Origin of the sequence: Rubrivivax albus (genome assembly GCF_004016515.1) — a bacterium.
GTDB lineage: Bacteria > Pseudomonadota > Gammaproteobacteria > Burkholderiales > Burkholderiaceae_C > Rubrivivax > Rubrivivax albus.
This window is the reverse complement of record NZ_SACT01000003.1, coordinates 11656-30418: the sequence shown is the minus strand read 5'-3', so window position 1 is coordinate 30418 and position 18763 is coordinate 11656. Positions and strand designations below refer to the sequence as shown.

14 protein-coding genes and 1 pseudogene are annotated in these 18763 nt (G+C 67.7%); 10 read left to right on the top strand and 5 right to left on the bottom strand.

Annotated features, from left to right (window positions below; genetic code table 11):
* Positions 1–9: 9 nt before the first annotated feature.
* The 10 genes and pseudogenes from ENE75_RS10635 (at position 10) to ENE75_RS10595 (ending at position 12960) form a co-directional block, all read left to right on the top strand.
* Complete coding sequence (locus ENE75_RS10635; protein ID WP_128198296.1) at positions 10–1227, top strand: cytochrome P450; 1218 nt, start codon at positions 10–12, stop codon at positions 1225–1227.
* Positions 1228–1240: 13 nt separating this feature from the next.
* Entirely contained in the window at positions 1241–2647 is a 1407-nt protein-coding gene (locus ENE75_RS10630; protein ID WP_128198295.1) for an amidase, read from the top strand.
* A gap of 183 nt (positions 2648–2830) precedes the next feature.
* Positions 2831–5122: a TonB-dependent receptor gene (locus ENE75_RS10625; RefSeq protein ID WP_128198294.1), complete on the top strand. Its 2292-nt coding sequence runs from the start codon at positions 2831–2833 to the stop codon at positions 5120–5122.
* A gap of 4 nt (positions 5123–5126) precedes the next feature.
* A pseudogene (locus ENE75_RS25310) lies at positions 5127–6176 on the top strand (serine hydrolase domain-containing protein); the annotation flags it as partial.
* Positions 6177–6584: 408 nt separating this feature from the next.
* Positions 6585–7775 carry a pyridoxal phosphate-dependent aminotransferase gene (locus ENE75_RS25305; RefSeq protein WP_233259051.1) on the top strand — a complete coding sequence of 397 codons (1191 nt, stop codon included), beginning with the start codon at positions 6585–6587 and terminating at the stop codon, positions 7773–7775.
* A 12-nt stretch (positions 7776–7787) separates the two neighbouring features.
* Positions 7788–9257 (top strand): N-acyl-D-amino-acid deacylase family protein, encoded by a 1470-nt coding sequence (locus ENE75_RS10615; RefSeq protein ID WP_128198292.1) that lies wholly within the window; start codon positions 7788–7790, stop codon positions 9255–9257.
* Positions 9258–9267: 10 nt separating this feature from the next.
* Positions 9268–10290 carry an alpha/beta fold hydrolase gene (locus ENE75_RS10610; protein WP_128198291.1) on the top strand — a complete coding sequence of 341 codons (1023 nt, stop codon included), beginning with the start codon at positions 9268–9270 and terminating at the stop codon, positions 10288–10290.
* 11 nt (positions 10291–10301) lie between these two features.
* Positions 10302–11024 (top strand): creatininase family protein, encoded by a 723-nt coding sequence (locus tag ENE75_RS10605; RefSeq protein WP_128198290.1) that lies wholly within the window; start codon positions 10302–10304, stop codon positions 11022–11024.
* A 2-nt stretch (positions 11025–11026) separates the two neighbouring features.
* A complete protein-coding gene (locus ENE75_RS10600; protein WP_199232289.1) occupies positions 11027–11767 on the top strand; it encodes an SDR family NAD(P)-dependent oxidoreductase in 741 nt (246 codons plus the stop codon).
* Positions 11767–12960: an aminotransferase class I/II-fold pyridoxal phosphate-dependent enzyme gene (locus ENE75_RS10595; protein ID WP_128198288.1), complete on the top strand. Its 1194-nt coding sequence runs from the start codon at positions 11767–11769 to the stop codon at positions 12958–12960. Before ENE75_RS10600 ends, ENE75_RS10595 begins: the two co-directional genes overlap by 1 nt.
* A 22-nt stretch (positions 12961–12982) precedes the next feature.
* Here ENE75_RS10595 and ENE75_RS10590 read toward each other — a convergent pair whose 3' ends face one another.
* The 5 genes from ENE75_RS10590 to ENE75_RS10570 form a co-directional block, all read right to left on the bottom strand.
* On the bottom strand, positions 12983–14056 hold the full coding sequence (locus ENE75_RS10590) for a DmpA family aminopeptidase (protein WP_233259020.1): 1074 nt from the start codon (positions 14054–14056) through the stop codon (positions 12983–12985).
* Positions 14057–14093: 37 nt separating this feature from the next.
* On the bottom strand, positions 14094–14777 hold the full coding sequence (locus ENE75_RS10585; RefSeq protein WP_158288915.1) for a TetR/AcrR family transcriptional regulator: 684 nt from the start codon (positions 14775–14777) through the stop codon (positions 14094–14096).
* 105 nt (positions 14778–14882) lie between these two features.
* Positions 14883–16043, bottom strand: coding sequence for an aspartate aminotransferase family protein (locus tag ENE75_RS10580; RefSeq protein WP_375138488.1), 1161 nt, complete (start codon positions 16041–16043; stop codon positions 14883–14885).
* A 240-nt stretch (positions 16044–16283) separates the two neighbouring features.
* Positions 16284–17675: an MFS transporter gene (locus ENE75_RS10575; protein ID WP_128198284.1), complete on the bottom strand. Its 1392-nt coding sequence runs from the start codon at positions 17673–17675 to the stop codon at positions 16284–16286.
* 3 nt (positions 17676–17678) lie between these two features.
* Positions 17679–18629, bottom strand: coding sequence for a dipeptide epimerase (locus ENE75_RS10570; RefSeq protein ID WP_158288914.1), 951 nt, complete (start codon positions 18627–18629; stop codon positions 17679–17681).
* Between the last annotated feature and the right edge of the window lie 134 nt (positions 18630–18763).

Below are 18763 nucleotides of genomic sequence, written 5' to 3'. Positions count from 1 at the left end.
CTGCAACCCATGACCGCAGCCGACCTGACCGACATCGACCTGCAGAGCGATGCCTTCCGCCAAGATCCCTACACCGCCTATGCGCGCATGCGCGCCGCTGGCCGCTTGGTGCAGGTCAACGTGGCGGGCCAGCCGCAGTGGATGGCAACGCGTCATGCCGACATTGCGGCTGCGCTCAAGGATGCGCGCTTCGGTACCGAGAGCGAGCTGCCGAGCGCGCAGTGGCTGCAGGCCGTGCCGGAGCCGATCCGGGTGCTGCACGAGATGCAGCGGCGCTGGATGCTGTTCTTGAATCCGCCCACCCACACCCGCCTGCGCGGCCTCGCGCACCAGGCCTTCACGCCGCGCATGGTGCAGGCCCTGGAGGGTCAGATCGAGCAGCGGGCGCACGAACTGCTGGACCGGGCGCTGGCCCAGCCGGTGTTCGATCTCGTGCACGACTTCGCCCACCCGCTGCCGGTGGACGTGATCGCGCAGATCCTCGGCGTGCCGATCGCCGACCGCGAGGCCTTTGCGCGCTGGTCGGTGCAACTCGGCGCCACGCTCGACCCGATCGCGCCGGACGAGGTCTACCTGCGAGGTGGCGAGGCGGCGATGGGCTTCTCCGCCTACATGCGGCAGCTGATCGCGCAACGGCGTGGCGAGCCGGGCAGTGACCTGCTCTCGGCGCTGATCGCTGCCGAGCAGGCCGGAGATCACCTCGACGAGGAGGAAATGATCGCCACCTGCGTGCTTCTGCTGCTGGCGGGCCACGAGACGACGCAGAACCTGATCGGCAACGGGGTTCACGCCCTGCTCCGTCACCCCGAACAGCTGCTCCGGTTGAGGCAGGAGCCCCAGTTGATCAAGAGCGCTGTGGAGGAAATGCTGCGCTACGACAGCCCGGTGCAATGCGTGCCGCGCCTGTTGCGCGAGGACATGGCCGTGGGCGGGGTGGATCTGCCCCGCAACAGCCGGGTGTGGATGTTGATCGGGAGTGCTCACCGCGACGAAGAGGCTTATCCAAACGCCAGCGTGCTGGACATCGGGCGTGACCGTTCGCATCTGGCCTTCGGTGCCGGCATCCACTTCTGCCTGGGCGCGCTGCTGGCGCGCACCGAGGCGCAGATCGCACTGCGCGTGCTGCTGGAGCGCGCCCCGAATCTCCGCCTGGCAGGCGGGGCCGACCCGCGGGTGCGCCCTATGGTGACCTTGCGCGGTCTGCAATCCCTTCCCGTAGCCCCCTGAGCCAGGACGCCCGATGACATTCCGAACCGCTGTCGAAACTGCCGAGGCAGTGGCCCGTGGCGAGGTCACGGCCACCCAGGTGCTTGACGAGACATTGGCGCGCATCGACCGTCACAACCCCACGCTGAACGCGTTCGTTCAGATCGACCGTGACGCCGCCAAGGCTGCGGCGGCCGAGGTCGATCGGCGCGTCGCTCGGGGCGAGGCCGTCGGTCCGCTGGCCGGTGTGCCGGTCGGGGTGAAGGACTTCGAGGCCTGCCGCGGCTTTCGCACCACGCAGGGCAGCTGGTTCCTGCGCGACAGCCCCATCAGCTCCGAAGACTCGCGCCATGTGGCGCGCCTGCGAGCCGCAGGCGCCGTGATCGTGGGCATGACCGCGACGGCGGAGTTCGGCATGGACTCTGCCTGCACCACGCGCCTGTGGGGCGTGACGCGCAACCCCTGGAATCTGGAACGCACGCCGGGCGGCAGCAGTGGCGGGTCCTCGGCAGCGGTGGCAGCCGGGCTTGTGCCTCTGGCCACGGGCACCGATGCCGGAGGGTCGATCCGGCAGCCGGCTGCCTACACCGGCCTCGTCGGCCTCAAGGCCAGCCATGGCCGCATCCCGAAGCAGGACGGCTTCAGCAATTTCGGGGTGTCGGGCGCCCTGACCCGCACCGTCGCTGATTGCGCCCGGCATCTGGACGTGGCCTGCGGGCCACATCCCGGGGATCGCACCTCGCTCCCGCGACCGCATCAGAGCTTCGAGTCGTCCCTGGAGTTGCTGGATGTGCGAGGGTTGCGGGCCCACTGGTCAGGTGACCTGGGCTATGCGGTCGTCGAGCCCGAGGTCGAGGCGATTGCGCGTCGGGCCGCCGAGCAGTTGATGCAGGCGGCAGGCCTAGTCCCGGTGGAGTGCCCCTTCCATCCGGTGAACGTCTACAACGATGTGGCGGTGGTACTGCTCTCCAACCTGGAGGCGCAGTGGACGCGTGAGGGCCTGCTTCCCGACGGCTACCCGATGCTGTCGCCCTCGGTGCAACACATTGTCGACCTGCTGCGCAGCAACCGCGACCGGGTCGATGCCGACGCATCCTGGGCGCGGATTCGTCAGCTGGAGCAGCAACTGGCCGGCTTCTTCGAGGGCTGCGACCTGCTGATGACGCCGGCTACCGCCTGCCGGCCACATGGCGCCGATGAGCGCATCCCCAGCGTCATCGATGGTCGCGACGCAAGCAGCACCGGTGCCGAGCCTTTCGGAGCCTTAGTCAATGCCTGCTGGGTACCGGCGATCTCGATCCCGGCTGGCCTGACCGCCGATGGCCTGCCGGTGGGCCTGCAGATCGTGGCCCGACACCACCGCGAGGACATCCTGCTGCGCCTGGCGCGTATCGCCGAGCAGACCATGCCCTGGCCCTGCCCGCCGAACTACACGGACTGACCGTTTCGAAAAATCGCAGCGGCAACTCGCTCATATCAGGTCTTGCCCTACATGTGTACACCGTTGATATTAGATACCGTTGCTGATGTTGACGCTGTATATGTGCTAGGACCGGGTGCGGTCTTCGCTCTGCCGGCGCAGTCTTGATCCCACACCGTTCAACCCATCCTGTCTGGAGGTCGCATGCGTCGTGAACGCCCCCTGTCCCGCCTTGCCCCCACTCCCGTGGCCTTGGCTGCTGCCCTGGTGCTGAGCGTGCCGGCCGGCGCCCTGGCCCAGGCGACGCCCGCAACGCCGCCAGATGCATCGGCGTCCGCGACCGACGGCGGGCAGATCCAGCGCGTCGAGGTCACGGCGCGCCGGCGGCTGGAGAGCCAGCTCGAGGTGCCTGCATCGGTCACCGCCATTAACGGCGCGCGGCTGACTGCCACCGGTTCCACGCGGGTGGAGGACATGATTTCGCTTGTGCCGAATGCGAACATGACCGAGAACCCGTCTGGCACGGACACCTACATCAGCATCCGCGGCATGCGCCAGGCAGACAGAAGCGCCGAGCCGAACTTCGGGATGTACCGCAACGGCTTCTTCGCCGGCGGCCACCGCGTGAACCTGGGCACGCAGGTGGATGTCGAGCGTGTTGAGGTGGTGCGCGGGCCGCAGGGGGGGCTCTATGGCCGCAACGCCGTCGGCGGTGCAGTCAACATCATCTACCGCATGCCCAAGCCGGGCGAGGATCTGAACGGCTACGGCACATTGGCCTTCGAGAACACAGGAACGCGGGCCGAGGCAGCGGTGTCCGTGCCCTTGGGTGAGTCCACGGCCTTTCGCGCCACCGCCTGGTCGGTCAACCAGCGCAAGGGGGACTACTACAACGTGACGCTGGGTGAGGAAATGGACCGTGCGAAGGACCATGGTCTGCGTCTCAGCGCCGTCTCCTATCTCTCTTCTGCGCTGAGCGCCACTGTCACATTCGAGGTGAACGGCGCCGATACGCCAGGGCTGCGCGCCTACGCCCCCGATGGCATCGTGGCCAACCCTGGGCTACCCGGTTCCCTGCAAGTCGTGTCGCCCGTCGAGACCCGCCGTACCGTGCAACGGGATACCTCTTCTCGCAATCAAATCGATCAACAATACCTAGCTGGACGCCTGGGTTTGGAACTGGAGAGCGGAACCCTCTCGCTGCTGACCTCGGCGCGCAACTACAAGCTCAGGGCGGTGCAGGACCAGGATCAGACCGCGCTGCCGTTGACGGCTGGGCCGCTTGTGCTGCAGCAGGTGCTGAGCCGCAGCGAGGACATTCGCCAGCACTACGTGGAACTGCTGTGGGAATCGGATGCAGCCAAGACCTTCAGCTGGCGTGCCGGTATCTCGCACTTCAGTGAGGACTATGGCGTCAGCCAGGGCGTGGCCACCAGGCTCGACACCGCCCTCATCCCCTTCCTGGGCGTGCCGGACGTGGGGGTCATTTCGGGCACGGCCAACCTGCCGACCAAGGGGTCGAAGTACGACGTGTCGTCATGGTCGGCATTCATCGACGCGCGTTACGCGTTCAACTCATCTGTCGCGGGCACGCTGACCGTGCGTCGTACCGAGGACACACAGCGCCTGCACTGGGTGCAGGGCATCGACCCGTCGTCACACCCCATCGGCCAGGCACTTTTCGCAGGCGTCGTGCCTACCCTCAACCTCGACAGCAAGAACAAGTTCACCTTCACCGCCCCGGCAGCGGGCCTGGAGTTCAAGCTGGGTCGGGATGCAACGGCCTACGTGCAATACGGCACCGGGTTCCGTCCGGGGGGATACAACACCACCGTATCGAATCCGGCGTTCATTCCTTACGATCAGGAGTCTGCGCGCAACATCGAGGCCGGCTACAAGCAAAGCCTGCTCAACGGCCGTGCTGCTGTGAACGTGTCGGTCTTTCGTATGGACCAGAAGGATCTTGTCGTGCAGCAGGATGACCCGAACGACAACACCTTCGGGTTCACCTATCTCGCCAACGTGGGCAAGGCGCGCACCACCGGGTTCGAGCTGGAGCTACTGGCCGCAGTGGCCAAGTCCTGGAACCTAGGCTTCACCGTCGGCCACCTGAACGCGTACTACACGCAGGGCCTGATCAACGCAGGTACCCCGGCGGAGGTCGACGTGAGCGGGCGTGATCTACAGGGGGTGCGCCCCTGGACGATCAACCTGCGCGCTGACTACAAAGGCAGTCTGGCCGGTTGGGAAACGACCGCGGGGGCATCGGTGCGCCGCGAGATCGGTGGCTACATCGGTGACCAGTCCGACATCCCGCTGGCTGGGGCCACGCGCGTCGATTTGTACGCTGGACTCAAGCCCTGGCCGCAAACCCAGATCAGCCTGTTCGTGCGCAACGCAACGAACGAGCAGATCGAGACATTCCGCTTCGCCAATGGTGCGTCCGGTACCACCGCGGGTCGCCGCTTTGGAGTGCAGCTGAACCAGCGTTTCTAAGTCCATGGCCGCCTCCTTCCCTGAACTGCCAACGCTGGACCCCCCGCGCATCGAGTACGCGCTGCGGGAGCAACTGCTGCCTATCGTGCGGGTGGTCGGCGAGGACCTGCGCCGGCCGATGGCCCAGCGCCTGGCCGACTACGGATGCCCGGGCCTGGCCGTCGCCGTGCTGGACGATGGCCAGGTGGCCTGGACGGGTGGCTTCGGTGTCACCGAGCGAGGGGGCGCGGCCGTCGACGCGCAGACCCTGTTCTCCGGCGCCTCGATCAGCAAGCCGCTGACGGCGGTGCTGGTGATGCAGCAGGTCGAGCGCGGCGTGTTCGATCTCGATGTCGACGTCAACCGTTACCTGCAGTCCTGGAAGGTGCCCGAGAACGAGCACACCCGGCACCACCCGGTCACGCTGCGCCATCTGCTGTCGCACCGGGCCGGTACCACGGTGCACGGCTTCGGCGGACATCCGCCGGGCAGCCCGCTCGCCACCGCCCTGGACACCCTGCTCGGTCGCCCGCCGGCGAGCACACCGCCGGTGACCGTGGACAAGGCGCCCGGCGGCGCGGTGCGCTACTCCGGGGGCGGCTACACGATCGCGCAGCTGCTGCTGGAGGAGCACACCGGCCTGGGCTTCGCCGAACTGGCGCAGCAGATGCTCTTCGGCCCGCTGGGCATGGACTCCTCCAGCTTCGCCGCCCCCTTGCCCGACGCCTTGGCCGCCCGTGCTGCCTGCGGCCACGACGCCCAGGGCCAGCCGCTGCCCGGCCGCCTGTCGGTCTGCGCGCAGGCCGGGGCTGGCGGTGTCCACATCACGGCGGCCGATTACGCCCGCTTCATGGGCGCCTTCCGCGACGCCTACATCGGCCGCGAGACCCCGCTGCTCCAGCCCGCCAGCGCCCGGGCGATGGTGGAGTCCCGCGACGGGCATGAGTTCGGCCTCGGCTGGCGGGTGCTCGGCGCCGGCGACACCCTGCGCATCGCCCATGGCGGCTCGAACGAGGGCTACCAGTGCGAGACCACCTGCCACCTGGCCAGCGGCCGCGGGGCGGTGGTGCTGACCAATGCAGTGTCCGGGGCGCTGCTGTACTGGGAGGTGCTGAACACCCTGGCCGACCTCTGTGCCTGGCCCGGCTTTCTGCGCGCGCCCAAGGTGGTGCAGCCGCTCGATGCCGAGGCGCGACGCCGCATCGCCGGGCGCTACCGGATCGTCAGCGGGGTCGAGGCGCCGTGGATCGACGTGGTCGAGCGCGAGGGCCAGATCTGGTCGCACATCGTCGGCCACCGAGCGCCGCCCGTGCCGGTCATGATGGACGAGCACGGCCGGCTGTTCAACCGCTTCAGCCCCTTCGAGAGCACCGTGGTCCGCGATGCCGAAGGCGTGGTGGTCGAACTGGCCGCCTACGACGGCACGGTCGAGGTGCTGCGCGCACGGCGGGAGACCCCCGCCGCCCCCCCGGGTGACGTCGGCATGACTGCCGTGGAACTTGCAGCCCGCCCGGCGGTGCGTGCGCTGGAGGCCTCGCGCATCCGCGAAGTCGCGAACGCGGCCATGGGCCGGGACGATGTGCTGGCCTTCTGGTTCGGCGAGCCCGACACGGTGACGCCGGCCTTCATCCGCGAGGCCGCGCAGGCCAGCCTTGCGCAGGGCGAGACCTTCTACAGCCAGAACCTCGGCCTGCCCGCCCTGCGCGACGCGATTGCAAGCTACGGGCATCGACTGCACGGGCGTGGCCGGCCCGAGCGCATCGCGGTCACGGCTTCGGGCATGAGCGCCCTCGCGCTGGCCGGCCAGGCGCTGCTGTCGCCGGGCGATCGCGTGGTCGTGATCGGGCCAGCCTGGCCCAACCTCGTGCAGGGGCCCCGCATCCTCGGCGCCTCTGTGCAGGTGGTGCCACTGGACTTCGGCGCGGCCGGCTGGACGCTCGACCTCGACCGGCTGCTGCAGGCGCTGACGCCGTCCACGCGGCTGCTGATCCTCAACTCGCCAGCCAACCCGACCGGGTGGACCATGGCACCTGCCGCGCAGCAGCAGGTGCTGGCCCATTGCCGCCGGCACGGCATCTGGATCCTGTCCGACGACGCCTACGAGCGCCTCTATCTCGATGACGCCAGGCTTGGCGCGCGGGCACCGGTGCTGGCCGACATCGCCGACGACGATGACCGCCTCATCAGCGCCAACACCTTCTCCAAGACCTGGCAGATGACCGGTTGGCGCCTGGGCTGGCTCGATGTGCCGCCTGCGTTGATGGGTGATCTGTCCAAGCTGATCGAGTTCAACACCAGCTGTGTGCCGGTGTTCGTGCAGCGCGCCGGCATCGCAGCGGTCGAATCCGGCGAGCCGGCGGTCGAAGCCTTCGTGTCACGGCTGCGCGCCGGTCGCGATGCGTTGTTGCAGGGCTTGCAGGCCCTGCCCGGCGTACGGGCAGTGGCGCCGCCGGCAGCGATGTACGCCTTCTTCGCCGTCGATGGCATGACCGACAGCGTCGCCTTCTGCCGCCGCCTGGTCACCGAACACGGCCTCGGGCTTGCACCAGGCGTCGCTTTTGGCTCAGAGGGCGAAGGCTTCCTGCGCTGGTGCTTCGCTGCCTCGCCAGAGCGGATTGCCGACGGGTTGAGTCGCTTCTCGCAGGCCCTACGTGGGCCGTCCCCCCTGTTCTGAACCTCCGACGCCATGACCGACCACGATCTCGTCATCCGTAATGGTCTGGTCATCGATCCGGCCAGCCAGTTTGCCGCTCCCTTCTCCATCGGGGTGAAGGACGGGCGCATCGCGACGCTGACCTCACAGCCGATCGAAGGCCGGGACGAGATCGATGCCGACGGCCTCGTGGTCGCGCCGGGATTCGTTGACGTCCACACCCATGTGGACGGTAACGTGCCGGCCGGCTACGAACTCATCAAGATGGGCGTGACCTCGGCAATCGCAGGCAACTGCGGCAACTTCATGTGGTTCGAGGACGCCGACCTGATGCGGCAGCGGCTGCACGAGCAGAAGGACTACGACGTCCGCAACTTCAACCGCCTGGACAAGGACTGGTCCGACCTGCTGGATCAGGTCGACCAGGATGGCTACCCGGTCCATCTGGGGCTGCTGGTCGGTTCGGCGACGCTGCGTCTGAAGGCCGGGGCCGACGACCCGAACGGTCCTGCGAGCGATCAGCAGATCGCCGAGATGTGCCGCCTGGCGGCTCGCCAGATCGAGGCCGGGGCCTTCGGAGTGTCCTTCGGGGTGATGTACACGCCGGGGATGACGCGCGACGAACTGCTGGCGCTCTTCCGGGTCGCGGCCCGCTACCAGGGCATCGCGGCGGTCCACCCCCGACACGGCGGGCCGGGCCTCCCTGGCATCGTGCCCGGTGCGCTGGTCGGGCACCAGGAAGTCATCGACGTGGCCCGGGAGGCCGGAGCGAAGCTGCAGCTTTCGCACATCGCCCACCAGATTGCCTTCCAGTCGCGCCCCTACGATGACCTCACGCAGCGCGGTATCCGTCAAGTCGATGCGGCCCGCGCCGATGGCGTCGATGTGATGGCTGACTGCATGCCCCTCGCGCAGAATGTGCTGGAGGTCGGCCTGCCGCTGACCGCCATGCTCTACGAGTTGCTGCCGCTCGTGGAAGAGCAGGCGGGTCGCAGCATCGACAACCTCATCTTCGTCAAGGAAGGCCCGCACCAGGGAAAGGGGCTGACACCCGAGCTGTACCGGCAGCTGAAGGAAGAGGCGCCGATGACGGCGCTGGTGCTGCGCGCCATGCGCGAGGACCTGGTGATCCGCACGCTGCTGGCCGACTGGTGCTTCGTCGGCAGCGACATCGGCGACAAGTTCTATCCCGCGCAGGCCCGCGTCATCGGCAACTACGTGCGCGAGCAGGGAGCCTTCACGCTGATGCAGGCGTTGCAGAAGTGCACCAGCGTGCCCGCTGCTCGATTCGGTCTCAAGCGCAAGGGTCGGATCGCCGTGGGCTGCGATGCCGACTTCACGATCTTCGACCAGCGCACGATCAGCGGCCACCTGCCGTTCGGCGCACCGAAGTCGGAAACGGCAGGCATCGAGCATGTGGTGGTGGGTGGCGTGCCGGTGATGCGCTGCGGCCAGATGCTCGACGCACTGCCAGGCCGCGCTCTGCGCCACAAGCCCTGGTGAGGTTTGCTCCGTGATCCGGTTCTGGCGTCTCGCGTACAGCCGCACGCCGCCCATCCTGGATGCGACGGGATCCGTGAAGGCGGGCAGCGTCGCCGAGCTGATCCAGGTGCCCATCGGGGGCATCCACCAGACGCTGCTGATCCGCGGGCACGACTGTCGGAGGCCTGTGCTCCTGTTCCTGCATGGAGGGCCCGGCGGCTCTGCCATGCCGCTGTACCACTTGTTCGCCAACCGCCTTGAGGAACACTTCGTCGTCGTTCTCTGGGACCAGCGCGGGGCGGGCAAGTCCTACTCGCCCGACATCCCCGCGCAGTCGATGACCACGGCGCAGCTGGTGCAGGACTGCCAGGACGTGGCACGGTACTTGATCGACCGTTTCGGGTGCGACCGTGTGCTGCTGGTCGGCCACTCCTGGGGCACCGAGCTCGGCGTGCTGACGCTGCAGCAGGCGCCGCAGCTGTTCTCCGGGTATGTGGGCGTGTCTCAGGTCGTGAGCAAGCAGCGCGCCGAAGCCATCTCCATGAACTTCGCCCTGGAGGCGGCGCGGCGCGCCGGCGACCGCAAGGCCGAGGAGCGGTTGGCGCACATGGAGCCGCCCGGCTACGGCGGCAGCGTCGAGGACCTGCTGGAGCAGCGCCGCCAAGTCTCGCGATTTGGCGGCACCTTCTTCGATCCCGCCGACGACAAGCGCCTCTTCAGGAAGGTCTTCGAATCCCATGAGTACTCGCTGGGCGACCTGCGCCGGCTGAAGGAAGGATCGAACTGGTCGCTGCGCACGATGTGGCAGGACCGCCTCGACCTCGACATGACCCGTGACGTGCCCGAGCTGACCGTACCGGTGCTCTTCTTACAAGGCCGGGCCGACCGCGTGACGCCGGGCGAATTGGTGCAGGAGTACCTGGACGCCCTGCATGCGCCGCGCAAGCGCATGGTGTGGTTCGAGCGTTCGGGCCACTGTCCGCTGTTCGAGGAGCCCGATCGTTTTCAGCAGGTCCTCATTGACGCTTACGCAAATGAGTCTTCAGCTCATTGACAAGGCCCGATATGCACATCTCGACTCTGAACTGGATGCAGGTAGAGGATTTGCTCGAGCGTGAAGATCGTTGCGTGCTGCCGACGGGCAGCGTCGAGCAGCACGGCTATCTGAGTCTCGCCACCGATGCGCTGCTGGCCGAGCGTGTGGCTCTGGAGGCTGCCGAGCCGCTGGGCGTACCGGTGTTCCCGGTTCTTAGCTATGGATGCACCCCCAGCTTCACGGCCTACCCCGGAACGATGACGCTGTCGCTGAGTACCTACTTGGCCGTGATGGAGGACCTGATCGGCAGCCTGGTTCGGCAGGGCTTTCGGCGCATCGTCATCGTCAACGGCCATGGCGGCAATTCACCGGCTGCCGGGCTTGCGGGCGAACTCATGGGGCGGTTTCCGGATCTGCAGCTGAAGTATCACAACTGGTGGAACGCTGCGCACACCTGGGCCTGCGTGCAGCGCGTTGACACCGACAGTTCGCACGCGTCGTGGATGGAGAGTCTGCCCTGGACCCGGGTACCGGGTGCGCAGATACCGTCCGAGCGCAAGCCACCGGTCGATTCGCGGATGGCCGCCCTGATGGATCCCACGCGGCTGCGCACCCTTGTGGGTGATGGCAATTTCGGCGGTCCCTATCAGGCGCCGGAAGCGGACGTCATGGCGATGTGGGCCACCGCGGTCCAGGAGACCCGCGACCTGATTGACGGGCCATGGCGTCCGTCCGAGCGAGGCGCGGCGTGACCATGGCCTTCGACGGGCAGCGCGTGCTGGTGACCGGCGCCGCGCAGGGCATCGGCCGGGCGATTGCGCGCCACTTTGCTGCGCAGGGCGCCAGCGTCTTTGCGGCTGATCTTGATCTTGCGGGTGCGGAGGCCACTGCGCAGGCGGCCGGGCCGCACTGCGTAGCGCACCGGCTGGACGTCACCGACCGTGTTGCGATGCGGGCGCTGGTGCACTCGCTCGGTGTGCTCGATGTACTCGTGCATTGCGCAGGGGGTGTCTGCGGCCAGGTAGGCCGACCGCTGGAGGACGTTACCGAGGCCGATTGGCGCAGCATCTTCGCCGTCAACACCGATGGTGCGTTCTGGGCCTGCCAAGCGGCGGCCCCGGGCATGAAGGCGCGGCGTCGCGGACGCATCGTGCTCATCGCCAGCGGCGCCGGGCTGGGGATCAGCCTGACTGGCATCCAGGCGTACGCCAGTGCCAAGGCCGCGGAGATCGGCCTGGCACGCCAGCTCGGGCACGAACTGGGACCGTTCGGGATCACGGTGAACGCAGTCGCGCCCGGCTTCGTCCGTTCGAATCCGTCGACCGAGGCCCAGTGGCAGGCGCTGGGCGAGGAGCGCCAGGCCCAGCTGGTGCAGGGCATCGCGATGCGCCGCCTGGGCCAGCCGGACGACATCGCGCATGCGGTCCTGTTTCTTGCCTCCGAGCAGGCGGGCTGGATCTGCGGGCAGGTGCTGCAGGTCGACGGTGGACGCTGATGCACCGCGCGCCGCTGCTTTGCACCACGCTGGATGCGCGGACAGTCGCCGTGGCAAGCGCTGGGCTGGATGCTTCGAACGAGGTCCATGATCCTGCCCAGGTGACCAGCTGGGAGCAGCGCTTCGCGCGCTGGCTGGGTGCGGGGCATGATGCGGCGGTGCGTGGCCTGGGTAGCGGGCGCGCAGCCTTGCGCGCCTTGGTCGACGCTCTTGGCTTGGGCGAGGGAGATGAGGTCATCGTTCCCGCTTTCACCTGTCGCAGCGTCACGAACGCGATTCGTGCCAGCGGGGCTTCAGTGGTGTTCGCCGACATCGAGACCGATGCCTTCGGCCTGGATGCGGGCGCCGTGCGGCGCGCCTGGGGGCCGCGGGTGCGTGCCGTGCTGATTCAGCACAGCTTCGGCCTCCCGGGCCGCGACCTCGAGGCGCTGCTGGCGCTCGCAAAGGACCGCGACGTGCAGGTGATCGAAGACTGCGCGCATGCGCTGGGCGGAGAGTGGCGGGGCCGCAAGCTGGGCACGCTGGGTGATGCCGCGCTCTTCAGCTTCGAGCGCGGCAAGATGCTGAGCACCATCCACGGTGGGATGGCCGTGGTCCATGCCTCCGCACCCGCGCACCGCCTGAATCGTTGGGTAGCGCAGGCGCCATCGCCATCGCCTGAGTCGATTCGCGCGCTGCTGGCCAGTGTGGGGCGGGACTTCAGGCAGTGGTGCGGGGGCGCGGATGATCCGGCACTGGCAGACGCGGCGGCGCGCTTCCCGCCGCTGCCCCGCATGTGGCCCGAAGAGTTCGAAGGCCAGCCGTGCCCGGCCTACGCCGAGCGGATGGCGCCTGTGGTGGCGGCGTTGGCGCAGGTGCAGTTCGACCGGCTCGACGAGGTCCTGGCGCGCCGCACCGCCCAGGCGGGGGTGTGGGCGGACTGGGCGGCGGCCGAGGGCTTCGCGGCAGCCCGCGCGCCGGCCGGATCAGCGCCGGCCTGGTTGCGCTTTCCCTTGTGGGTGGATGCCGTGACCAAGGCGGCCCCTGCCGCCCTGGAGTCCCGGCTCGACGTCGAGGTGGGCCTGTGGTTCACGACGCCCGAACATCCGGTGCCGGCGTCTGCACCGGGTTGCCCGCGCGGCACGGAGGCCTGTGCGCGGGTGGTCAACCTGCCGACTCTTTTGCCCCCCGGACACCCCTGGGCAGCGCGCTGAGCGGCCTGAGGCCGCCGGCCCTTTAGGCGGTCGGTCCGCGGCCGTAGCGGGTCATGATGCGCACCAGCTCGTCTGCGTCCAACGCCGGGCAGACGTTGCCGCCAGGCCGGAACTCAGGGGTTGGCTCGGCCGCCAGCATCGAGTTCAGCACCGCCTCTTCCGTCGCGTCGATCACGGCTCGGTAGATCGGGTCGCATGCGCCGTCATTGAGATGCTCCATCGACAGATGCATCGGCGCGAACACTGGCAGCGGACCCGGGTTGGCCGTGCTGAACGCCAGGAAGATGTCGCCGGAAGAGTTGCCGCCGTAAGTGCCGCCACGGCCGATGCCTAGCGCGGCCCTGCGCGCCACCCGCTGCAGCTGGTGAGGCAGCAGCGGCGCATCGGTGGCGACGATCACGATGATCGAGCCGAGCTCGCGCTGCTCGCCCTCGGAGAACGGCATGTGCAAGCCGACCGGCACGCCGAGCACTGTGAACACGTCGCGCACGCCGTGGTTGCTCTGCACGAGGCTGGCCACCGTGTAGCGACGGCCGTCGATCGTCAGCGCGCGCGAAGACGTGCCCGTGCCGCCCTTGAACTTGTAGCAGCGCATGCCGTTGCCGCCGCCAACGTTGCCTTCGGCCACCGGTCCGGGCGCGGCGCCCTCGATGGCGGACAGTGCGTGGGCCTCTGTGACGTGCTGCCCGTCGATGTCGCTGTACTGCCCGTCATAGGTCTCGGCCACGACCGGCAAGGCCCACATCGGCCGTTTCGACCACGCCGACGCATAGCGGCGGATCATCCAGCGCACCGCCGCATGGTGCACGATGCCGACGCTGTGGGTGTTGGTTAGGCAAAGCGGCCCGAAGAAGTAGCCGGCATCTTCGATCCAGTGTGTGCCGGTCATCTCGCCATTGCCGTTGAAGCGGTGAAGACCCGCCCAGACCGGTGCCGGTTCGTCGGCATGTCCCCTTGGCAGGATGGCCGTCACCCCGGTCTTGATGATCTTGCCGTCCTCGGTGCTGCCATCGAGAGTGCTGAACCCCACCAGCACACCCGGAACGTCGGTGATCGCGTTGTGCGGGCCGGTCTCGCCGCTGAACGGCAGGCCCAACTCTCGGGCGCGGGGTTTGCGTGTTGCCATGTCGATTTCAGTTGATGGGTGGAGCGGGTCCGTCGAGCCCCTTGACGAAGATCCAGGAGAGTTCGCGCACGAACCTTTGGCGCTCCGCCTTGGTCCCTGTGGGAAAGGTGAACAGCTGCATGGATACGAGGCGCGCCGCCCCGTAGCAGAAGGAGAAGAAGGCGTAGGCCTTCGGGCACTGCGCGTGGGACCAGGCCACGTCGTTAGGGCGATAGAGGTCGGCGCCGTAGATCAGCTCGACCAGTTGCGCGAAAGAGCCCTCCATCGCCAGCTGGAAGGCCGCGTGGTCCCGGCTGCCGTTGATCTGGCCGTACATGATGCGGAACAGGTCGGGGAATTCGAGACCGAACTCCACGAACTCGATCGCCAGCTCCACCAGCTTCTCTTCGCGCGACTTGGCCCGGCGCATGAGGCGCAGGGTTCGCGTGGACAGTTCGGCGGCGCCGTCGGCTGCAATATCGAGCAACAGGTGCTCGAGGCTCGGATAGTGGTTGTAGAAGTTGGCTGCCGTCACGCCAACCTCGCGGCACAGCCGCCGCAACGTCACACTGTCCAACCCCTCGCTGTCGATCAGACGGCGTGCGATGGTCTTCAGGTCTTCGGCCACATGGCCCTTGTGGTAGCTCACCCGAGCTGCCCGCCGCGATGGCGCCTTGTGTGTCTCTTGCTTCTCGCGTTTGATGGTGGCCATTTGTCTCGCTCTTGTCCGGGCGACGGCCCGCCGCGCATGGGGCGCGAGGGCCGGGGGACAAGGATTATCGCGGGCGGTCTGGCCAGCCATGTCCAGAGTCCGACCTCAGGTCGGCAGCGTGCGCAATGCTGCCAGCGTGGTCTCGGCGATGTAGTCCACCTCGGCTTCGGTGATCGCGGTGGAGAGCACGAAGAACCCATAGGAGCCCATGTACACGCCGTGATTGAGCAGGTGGTGGAACACATGCTCGGCCCGACGCGCGATGGTCGGGTCGGCACCCATCAGCGCGGCGATCTCGCGGTAGTTGCTCATGGACTTCCCGCTGAGGAAGAAGCCCGTCATCGAGGTGGCGCCGGTGACCGTGCCTTCGACGTCGGCGATCCGAAGCGCCTCTCGAAGCCCCTTGCGCAGGCGGTCGCCAAGGGCGCTGAGTCGCTCGAACGCGCCCAAGTCGAAGGCCCTCATCGCAGCCAGCCCTGCGGCCATGGTCAGCGGGTTGGCATTGAAAGTGCCGGCATGTCCCAAGCGTGCCCCGGCGTGGGGGTCGAACAAGGCAGTCATGATGTCGGCACGGCCACCGATTGCGCCGATGGGCAGACCCCCTCCGATGATCTTGCCCATCGCGATGATGTCCGGCTGCACGCCCAGCGTGGCATGCGCGCCGTGGAATCCGAGCCGCAGGCTGTAGACCTCGTCAAAGACGAGCAGTCCGCCGCAGGCCTGGAGTTCCTCACGCACCATCTGCAGGAACTCCTGGGTGACCGGTTTGAATCCAAGGTTCTTGACAAGAGGGTCTAGCACGACCGCGGCCAGCCTGCTCCCCACGCCGCGCAGGATCCGGCGCCCGTTGTCGACGTCGTTCATGGGCAGAACGACCACATCGGCCGCAACGCCGGGCGTCGAGCCGGCATCCGGCACGCTGGCCGGCGAGTCTGCCGGTCCCCACCGGCTGGGTCCCGGCTGAGAGCTCACCGCCGCGGTTTCCGCCGAGCCGTGGTACGCCCCTTCGACTTTGGCGATGACGGGCCGTCCGGAGTAGGCGCGTGCGGCCTTGATGGCGAACAGCATGGCCTCCGTGCCGGAGTTGCAGAACCGGATTTGCTCGATGGCGTCCAGACGCTCGACCAGCAGCTCGGCCAGCTCGATCTCGGATTCGGTGGGAAGTGCCACCGATGTCAGTCGCGTCGCCTGCTGCTGGATGGCCTCCACGATGGCCGGATGTCCATGGCCGTGAATCAGCGACGAGTAATTGTTCATGCAGTCGATGCGTTCAACCCCGTCCGCATCCCAGATGCGACTTCCCCGCCCGTGTGTGGCGTACACCGGGTAGGGTGGGAAGAACACCGAATGCCTCGTGTTGCCGCCGGGCATGACAGCCCGTGCACGCTCGTGCAGCGCCGCGGAGCGCGAGTGGGCGTGCGGAAAGGCGCCAGTGCCTGCAGCAGCGGGCAGCAAGGTTGTCAAGCTGGTCATCGGATGGTTCGGGTTGGAGGGACAGATTGAGCGTCAAGCTGTGCGGGTAGCCAGCCGTTCGAGGCGCCGTCGGATCGTCCGCTGGCTCACGCGGTCCAGCGGGAACCGCCACGCAAGGACCGCTGCCGCCAGAAGCAGAACGGTCGGGATGCCGAGGTAGGCCACGAGCAGGCCCCAGGCGGCTTCGGGCGGGTTGGGTTTGCCGATCTGGTAGTCGGCTGCGGCGAGGCAGGCGAAGGCGAGCCCGCCACCGAGCGCCTGCATGATCTTGATGGCCAGCGAGTTCAGTGCGTAGAAACGGGCGGCCTGATTGCTGCGGACCTTCAGCGTGTTGTAGTCCACGACATCGGCCAGCAGCGCGGGTGGCAGGAAGTTGCAAGGCGTGGCGAAGGTGGCCGAGATCGCGACGACGGCGAACGCTGGCACGAAAGCCTCGGGCCCGACCGGCAGCAGCAGGATCAACAGGCGCGAGCAGCAGTCCACCGCCAGGCTGACTGCCCAGGCGCGGTGGCGATCAACGCGCCGAAGAATTCGACCCCACACAGGCATCACCAGCAACTGGATGACGAAGTACGACAGCATCATCACTGGGAACTTTTCGCCGAGTTGCATGTAGTCGGTCATGAACACGTAGAGGACGGTCATGAACGTGCCTTGACCCAGACCCCAGCACGAGATGGCGGCGAGGTAGTGCCACAACGGCCTGCACAGACGCAGCGAGGACAGCATGGCGCGCCAGGCTGACAGGCTGGCCTCAGCGATCTGCGGAACTCCCACGGGCACCAGCCACACCGAGAGCAGCATCAGCGGCGGCATCACGAACAGGTAGATCCAGGACAGCGCCGACAGCGTTCCACCCGTGATGGCGGTCGTGCCGGCGGTCTTGGCGAGGAGCAGCGGCAGAAGCCAGAACGAGAGGCTTCCGCAGATGTTGAAGAACGCCGTCACCATCGAGACCTGCGAGCGCTCGGTGTAGTCGCGCGTCAGTTCGGCCGACCACGCACCGCGGCCGATCTCGAACATCGACGTGCCGACGTACAACAGAAACGACCATGCCGTGAAGTAGACGAAGCCGGCATCCCTGGGAGGCTGGTACAGGAAGAAGATTGCCAGCGGACAGATCAGCGTCGCGCTGATCAGCCAGGGCTTTCGCGGACCCAGCCGGCCGGGTGTGCGGTCGGACATGTGACCCAGGAACGGGTCGATCACGGCGTCGAAGACACGCCCCAGGCTGATGACGAGAGCCACCTGCGCCGTCGTCACCGCGGTGTTGCTGGCATAGAAGCCGGGCAGCACCACCATCAGCGGCATCACGATGAACGCGTGCGGCCCTGCCGGCAGCGAGAAAACCAGCATGCGCCACCAGCCCAGGCCGGTGCCGTCCTCCCCGCGCGGGGCTGCCGTGGCCTGTGCGGGGCGGCTCATGGCTCAGCCCCAGAGTGCGGACGTGAAGCTGCGGATTTCGCCGTGCTCGTACGCCATCCCCGCCGTGCGGTCGTCGAAGTGCATGCCGGCACTGTCCAGGTCGCGGTGGTCGCACAGCGTACCTACCACGTATGCAGGGGCCAGGCCCAGCGAGGTGGCGCCAGCGCAGCCGACCATCAGTCCCTTGCCGCGAGCGCGTGCAGCGCGCACGATGGCGAGCGCCTCGGTGAGGCCGCCGCACTTGTCGAGCTTGATGTTGAATCCGTCGTAGCGTGGCGCCAGACGGGCGATGTCGTCGCAAGTGTCGCAGCTCTCGTCCGCGAAGAGTGCGACGGGGCTCTTCCAGCCCTCCAGCGCGTGGTCGGCGTCGCGGTGCAGCGGCTGCTCGATGAGCACCACACCCAGCGTGCTCAGGCGAGGCGCAACGTCCTGCAGCTGTTCGAAGCTCCAGGCTTCGTTGGCATCGACGATGAACTTCGCGCCGGGCGCCGCGGCGGCAATCGCCGACACCGTCGCCACCACATCGCGCGCATCCACCTTGATCTTGATCTCGCGGTAGCCCTGCTCGCGCAGGGCGGCCGCGCTGCGGCACATCTCGTCGAGGTCGGCGATGCCGATCGTGAAGTCGATCTCCAGGCTGGGTCGATGCGCGACACCCGTCAGATCCCAGATGCTGCGGCCCTGGCGCTTGCAGGCGAGGTCCCACAGCGCCGCATCGACCGCGTTGCGCGCCGAACTCGCGGGAAAGGCGGCATGCAAGCGCTCTGGCGTGCCGCAGTCGTTCAGTGAGGCAGCGATCTCGAGGATGCCTGCCTCGACGCTCTGCGGGGTGTCGCCGGCGTAGGGCAGCTCGCCACACTCGCCGCGGCCGATGTGAACGCCATCTGTGACGTGCACGACATGCACTGGCGACCATTCGCTCGCCGACCGGGAGATGCGGAAGACCTTGCGCATGGGCCACTGCTGATAGGCATGTACAAGTCGCAGCGGCTGAGGTGATGGCATGGGCGTGATCTCAGTGTGAACGATGTTCATATTATGCCGCCGTCTGCTTGTTTGCAAGCTACGAGCGGCAGGGTTATCCCGTG

Coding starts and splice junctions, on each gene's coding strand:
- ENE75_RS10605 (WP_128198290.1), top strand. CDS start 10,302: ATGCACATCTCGACTCTGAACTGGATGCAGGTAGAGGATTTGCTCGAG.
- ENE75_RS10575 (WP_128198284.1), bottom strand. CDS start 17,675: ATGAGCCGCCCCGCACAGGCCACGGCAGCCCCGCGCGGGGAGGACGGC.
- ENE75_RS10600 (WP_199232289.1), top strand. CDS start 11,027: ATGGCCTTCGACGGGCAGCGCGTGCTGGTGACCGGCGCCGCGCAGGGC.
- ENE75_RS10570 (WP_158288914.1), bottom strand. CDS start 18,629: ATGCGCAAGGTCTTCCGCATCTCCCGGTCGGCGAGCGAATGGTCGCCA.
- ENE75_RS10635 (WP_128198296.1), top strand. CDS start 10: ATGACCGCAGCCGACCTGACCGACATCGACCTGCAGAGCGATGCCTTC.
- ENE75_RS25305 (WP_233259051.1), top strand. CDS start 6,585: ATGACTGCCGTGGAACTTGCAGCCCGCCCGGCGGTGCGTGCGCTGGAG.
- ENE75_RS10595 (WP_128198288.1), top strand. CDS start 11,767: ATGCACCGCGCGCCGCTGCTTTGCACCACGCTGGATGCGCGGACAGTC.
- ENE75_RS10585 (WP_158288915.1), bottom strand. CDS start 14,777: ATGGCCACCATCAAACGCGAGAAGCAAGAGACACACAAGGCGCCATCG.
- ENE75_RS10615 (WP_128198292.1), top strand. CDS start 7,788: ATGACCGACCACGATCTCGTCATCCGTAATGGTCTGGTCATCGATCCG.
- ENE75_RS10630 (WP_128198295.1), top strand. CDS start 1,241: ATGACATTCCGAACCGCTGTCGAAACTGCCGAGGCAGTGGCCCGTGGC.
- ENE75_RS10625 (WP_128198294.1), top strand. CDS start 2,831: ATGCGTCGTGAACGCCCCCTGTCCCGCCTTGCCCCCACTCCCGTGGCC.